Annotated in this window: 5 protein-coding genes; 1 reads left to right on the forward strand and 4 read right to left on the reverse strand. The window is 61.2% G+C overall.

Annotated elements, in window-relative coordinates:
- Positions 1-52: 52 nt before the first annotated feature.
- Positions 53-421 (reverse strand): DUF309 domain-containing protein, encoded by a 369-nt coding sequence (locus VIW95_RS11760; protein ID WP_331586662.1) that lies wholly within the window; start codon positions 419-421, stop codon positions 53-55.
- Between the two features lie 67 nt (positions 422-488).
- Here VIW95_RS11760 and VIW95_RS11765 point away from each other — a divergent pair, with 67 nt between their 5' ends.
- Positions 489-1,268, forward strand: a complete 780-nt coding sequence (locus tag VIW95_RS11765) for a DUF4272 domain-containing protein (RefSeq protein ID WP_331586664.1) — start codon at positions 489-491, stop codon at positions 1,266-1,268.
- A 2-nt stretch (positions 1,269-1,270) separates the two neighbouring features.
- On the opposite strand, the gene VIW95_RS11770 is transcribed toward VIW95_RS11765, so the two are convergent.
- The 3 genes from VIW95_RS11770 to VIW95_RS11780 all read right to left on the reverse strand — a co-directional run bounded on the left by VIW95_RS11770 (position 1,271) and on the right by VIW95_RS11780 (position 4,296).
- Positions 1,271-1,936: an EthD family reductase gene (locus tag VIW95_RS11770; protein ID WP_331586666.1), complete on the reverse strand. Its 666-nt coding sequence runs from the start codon at positions 1,934-1,936 to the stop codon at positions 1,271-1,273.
- A gap of 17 nt (positions 1,937-1,953) precedes the next feature.
- Positions 1,954-3,654 carry an N-acyl-D-amino-acid deacylase family protein gene (locus tag VIW95_RS11775; protein ID WP_331586668.1) on the reverse strand — a complete coding sequence of 567 codons (1,701 nt, stop codon included), beginning with the start codon at positions 3,652-3,654 and terminating at the stop codon, positions 1,954-1,956.
- 96 nt (positions 3,655-3,750) lie between these two features.
- Positions 3,751-4,296, reverse strand: coding sequence for a carboxymuconolactone decarboxylase family protein (locus tag VIW95_RS11780; protein ID WP_331586670.1), 546 nt, complete (start codon positions 4,294-4,296; stop codon positions 3,751-3,753).
- Positions 4,297-4,418: the final 122 nt, after the last annotated feature.

Below are 4,418 nucleotides of genomic sequence, written 5' to 3' on the forward strand. Positions count from 1 at the left end.
GACAAAGTCGCCAGCCGCGGGAGAGGTAATTCCAGCCGCGACGTTCGAGAACTTAAGCGCCTGATTTTGAGAGGCGTCGCAATCGAGGCGGATTTGGGAGCGGGTCATTGTCGCGGCGGCATGCCACTTCGATAAATCGGCGCAGCTCGATGCGCAGTTCGCCGACGGCGAGGCCCATGTGCTCGTGCGGAATTGGATCGAGCTTGGCTGATGCCTTCTCGTACAGCGAGCGTGCGCCTTCGAGGTTTCCGCGCTGGGCATGCAGGATCGCGACGGCGGCCTGGATCAATCCCTGGTAGAAAAGCTTCACCTCGCCGTCGGAGCGCTTCCAGATTTCTTCCCACGCTTCGTGACACTCGAAGAAGCGTCCCTGGTTGAAGAGATCTATTCCGTGTTCGTAGAAATCTGTCTGGAGTTTCATCGCCTGAAGGAAGACCGTTACCTGCCGAGTCTGCTCTAGGCTAGTTTAATACGATGGAACTCAGATAGTGGAATCGCCGCCGAACGCCACGCAAGTAGCTGGACGCCTTCTGGCCTTGCGATGTGTCGTGACTCACGCCATAGGAACGCCGCTGCTTTCTGAGCTCGAGGATCGGACTGAAGCAGAGCGGCTTGAATTGGCAAATGCGCGCGACTCCCAATCGAAGCGCTTCTGGGATTCCGTGAACTCGTCGCCGATTTTTCCTTATCTGTCACTTTGGGAGCGCGAGTTCGCCACCAAAACGATGCTTACGATGTCCCTTCAGCAGCATCTCGACGGAATGTGGCGCCTGGAGGCCGCCCAGGTTCTCATGTGGGCGCTCCGCCTCGTCGCTCAGTTGCCTGAACCGGACGCGCAATCAGAGATCGACCTCCCGAAGCTTGAGATCTTGAAGCGCCCGACAAGCTTCTTAGACTCAGCAGCATTGCGGATCCAATCCGAGATCGCTCGCGCACGAAACCTGGCCGAGCTTTGGCATTGGCGCAGCCGCACGGAAGAGCTCATTCGCGAAGGGCGACCGTTTCCGGCGGGCGAGGCTATGCACCAGCAGGGACTGCGATCGTATCAGGACATCGTGCGACGAGCGGCGATTGCCGCACACGAAAGCGGCGATATCCACTTCCTGGTCGGCGACGACTTCGGGGTAAAGGGCAAATCTTACGCGGAGCTGAGCCCTGGGGAATGGTCAGAGGTACGATCGATCTCCGTCGAACGTCACTTCGCGCTAAATTGGCTCTGCGGCTATAGTCCGAACAACGAGTGGGACCAAACCCCCACAGACACGTAGCGTCACACGATGCGGTGTTCGGATGCGATTAGAAATGGGAACGGCAGCGCGAGGAATTTCGGCTCGTCAATTTTGACTGCGCGATACTCGTCGGTCTTGCCGGAGTCCCGTACCGCGTCAAAACTGTCGAACCACAGCTCCGCGACGCCGTCGTAACGGGGTGCGCGGCCGTCAGCATATGAGGAGGGCCGCACGTGGCATTGGATGTAGCGGCGCGCTTGCGGGATTTTCGCGGCTAGCGGGCCGTGATGCGTCCGCCAGTATGACTGGAAGGCTGCCACGTCGGTGCCGGGCTTGCGCGTCAGCAGTGAGAACATCTTCACCGCGTCGTCGGCGGGCCTTCCATCTTTCTGGACGATTTCGTCGACGATGATTGACCCCGTCGTGGACATATCGACGAACTTCGCGTCGTCCGCCGACGCGGCGCGGCGAGGGGCTGAGTTGGCGCTGGAACGGAGTGCGGCTTCGTCGTCGAACCACGCTTCTGAAATTCCGTCGTAGAGCGGTTCGCGATTGCGGTAGGCCGACGGCAGCGTGATCGACGCCACGTATCGGCGTAGTTCTGGTATCGCGCGAATGATTGCGGCGTGTTCGTTCAGCCAGCAGTTGCGGAAGTCGTCAATACTGAGTCCGGACTTGCGCTTGAAAAAGTTGAACGCCTTGATCATCCGCAAATCCGGCCGACTCAGGCACCTCTGCCGTGGCGCAGCAGCCGCCCTGCTGACGCGCCGGTCTGCTCGCCGTCGCGCATTGTGATCTCGCCGTTCACCATGATGTACCGATAGCCGTCGGCCTTGCGCACGCGCCGCCATTCGCCGCCAGGAAAGTCGTGCGCGATTTCGATCGGTCGCATCGCCAGTTTATCGTAATCGTAAACTACAACGTCGGCGGGAGCGCCCTCGCGGAGCACTCCGCGATCGCTGAACCCCGCGCACATCGCGGGCAGCGCGCTCAGCCGCCAGTGCGCGTCCTCGAGACTGAGCATTTTGTACTCGCGCACCAGCCACGCGAGGAATTCGGTCGGGTATTGTCCGCCGGTAAAGAATTTCGTATGCGCGCCGCCGTCGGAAACGCCGGGAATCAAGTATGGATCGTCGATCATCTCCTTCATGTAGTCCATGTTCTTATTGGGTCCCGGCGCGTAGAACTCGGTGCGAAGATCGTCCGCAACCGCCAGATCGAGCATCGCGTCCACCGGATGCTTGCCGGTGCGCGCGGCGAACTCGCGGAGCGTGAGCCCTTCGTGTTCCTTCATGTCGTCGCGCGCGACCTGCACAACGAAAATCTGATCGAACTCGTCGGTGATCACACGCGGGAGGCGGCTGCGCAGCGCCTCGCGCCGCGTGGGGTCAGCCAGCTTCGTCTTGCGTTCCGCCGCAGTGCCGGTGGTCGCGTCGCACCACGCCGGGCATTCGTCGAACAAGTTCCAGTCGACGAACGTGAACAGCATCCCGGTGTCACTGGTGACCGCCTGCCCGTAAACAGGAAGCCCGCGCTGCCGACAACTCTCGAGCCACTGCATTTGCCCGCGATGCACATACGGGTGCGAATCGCGCGGCTGTACGACGTTGTAGAGCACCGGCCGCCCGCTCAGCTCGGCGAGCTGCTCGAAGTGATTCAAGTCGTGCATCGGATCCGCGCTCACGAGCGTCATCTGGATGAACCCTTCGTTGCGCCGGCCGAGCACGCGCGCCAACGCGAGACAGGTTTCGTCTGCCATCAGGTCGCTTACCATCGGCGTACCGTCAAAGTCGCGCTGCACGCACGCGGGGCCGTTCGGATCGAGGCGCTGCGCCGACCATCCACATGCTCCGGCGTCCATCGCCTCGTCGAGCAGCCGGCAAATCTCGCGCGTCTCTTCTTCGGTAGGCGGCCGCGTCTTGGCCGCCTCAAGACCCATCACCCACGTCAGCAATGGCGAGACCGGAACGTACGGCAGAATGTTCACGGCCTTGGGACGGCGATCGACGCTGTCGAGAAATTCGGGGAACGTGATCCAATCCCACGGCATCCCGGCCTTCATCGACGCGTACGGAATCGCTTCGACGCGCGTCATCGTGAGCATCGCGCGATCGCGGCTCTCGGGACGCACCGGGGCGAAGCCGAACCCGCAGTTGCCGATCACGACTGACGTGACCCCGTGCCAGCTCGAGATGGAGCAGTACGGATCCCAGAATAGTTGGGCATCGTAGTGCGTATGCAGATCGACAAAGCCGGGCGCGACGATTAGTCCCGATGCCTCGATCGTCTGCGCGCCGTCGGTGGAGCGCAGGCGGCCGATTTTCGCGATGCGGCCGTCCTTGATACCGACATCGCCGCGAAAGCGCGGCATACGGGTTCCGTCCACCACCATTCCATCGCGAATGACAACGTCGAATTCCGCCATCGCTCAACCTCCTGGCAACTGACAGGTCGACTTAGCCGACTTCAAAAACAAGTCGCATCGACCTGACGCGATGTCAAATAAAAAAGTGCCGCGCAGCTATTGCTTTGTGGTGCCGGGCTCGAGCTCGACGCCGACCGGCACCAACACACGGACCACCATGTTGTAGAAGGCAACGTTCTGCACCAGTTCCATCAGGCGACGCGTGTCGAGAAACGTCTTCAGCGCGTTCCAGGTCGCGTCGGTGACGCGGACGTTGTTGGTCGCTTCGACGGCGTAGCGAATCACCGCGCGCTCGCTGTCGCTGAAGGTCGGGGATTTCTCCCAGTCGGCCAGCGCCTCGAGTTGCTCGCGCGGGACGCCGACGCGGCGCGCGATGTTCCAGTGATGCACAAATTCGTACTGCGCATCGGTGAGGCGTCCGACGGTACAGATGGCCAGTTCGCGGAGCTTTGGGTCGAGCTCTGTCTTGTTGCGAAGCTCGCTTCCTATCTGGCAGAAGCGTCGCAACAGGTTGGGCGTGTGCGCGAGTGCTTTGAAGATGTTGCCGACGGTGCCGCCGCGCTCTGCGGCGAGGTTGTCGAAGATCACGCGCTCGGCCTCGGGCAGGTCCTCGCGATTCAAATAGGGTACGCGTGCCGCCATGTGTGCATCTCCTTATTTCTCTCACAACCTCCGCATGTCAGGGAGCAGAGGCGGAATCTTGAATCGCGCACGAAGCGCACGCTGTATAAGGACCCTCACCTTCGATCCTCTCCCTTAAAGGG

Origin of the sequence: Binatus sp. (SeqCode) (genome assembly GCF_036522015.1) — a bacterium.
Lineage (GTDB): Bacteria > Desulfobacterota > Binatia > Binatales > Binataceae > Binatus.